Source organism: Mycobacterium sp. 1465703.0 (assembly GCF_001672975.1).
Lineage (GTDB): Bacteria > Actinomycetota > Actinomycetes > Mycobacteriales > Mycobacteriaceae > Mycobacterium.
Genome location: NZ_LZKU01000246.1, coordinates 1 through 697, shown reverse-complemented (window position 1 = coordinate 697; position 697 = coordinate 1). Strand labels below are relative to the sequence as shown.

Annotated in this window: 1 protein-coding gene; it reads left to right on the top strand. The window is 66.0% G+C overall.

What is annotated here, in order from left to right:
* On the top strand, window positions 1–697 hold a 697-nt coding region (locus A5625_RS23535), incomplete at both ends, for a cutinase family protein (protein ID WP_232003802.1).

Here is a 697-nt window from a genome sequence, read left to right as displayed (position 1 = left end):
TGCACGTCACGTCATTCGTTCCATTGGTTCAGCAGTTGTCATTGCCGCGTCGGGCATGGCCGTTTCGGCCTTGTCCACCTCCGTGATCCCCACCGCCTCGGCCCAGTGTCCGGACGTGCAAGTGGTGTTCGCCCGCGGCACCGGCGAGGCACCCGGTGTCGGCCCCACCGGTCAAGCCTTCGTCGACGCGCTACACCGACGCGTCGGTGACCGGTCCTTCGACGTCTACCCGGTCAACTATCCCGCCAGCGACCAATGGGCCACCGGCATCGACGGCATCAGAGACGCGGGCGCCCACATCAATTCGATGGCCCACGACTGCCCCAACACCAAGATGGTGCTCGGCGGCTACTCTCAGGGCGCGGCCGTGATGGGCTTTGTCACCTCAGCCGCCGTCCCCGATGGCATCGACCCCAACACCGTGCCCAAACCACTGTCCCCCGACGTCGCCAACCACGTCTCCTCGGTCGTGCTGTTCGGCATGCCCAACGTGCGGGCGATGAACTTCCTCAACGAACCCCCGGTGGTCATCGGCCCGCTGTATCAGGACAAGACCGTCAAGGTGTGCGCCACCGAAGACCCGGTCTGCTCGGACGGCATGAACTTCGCCGCCCACGACACCTACGCCGACGACAGCTCGATGATCGACAAAGGCGTCGCATTCGCCTCCAGCCACCTGGCCGCACCCGGGCCCGGT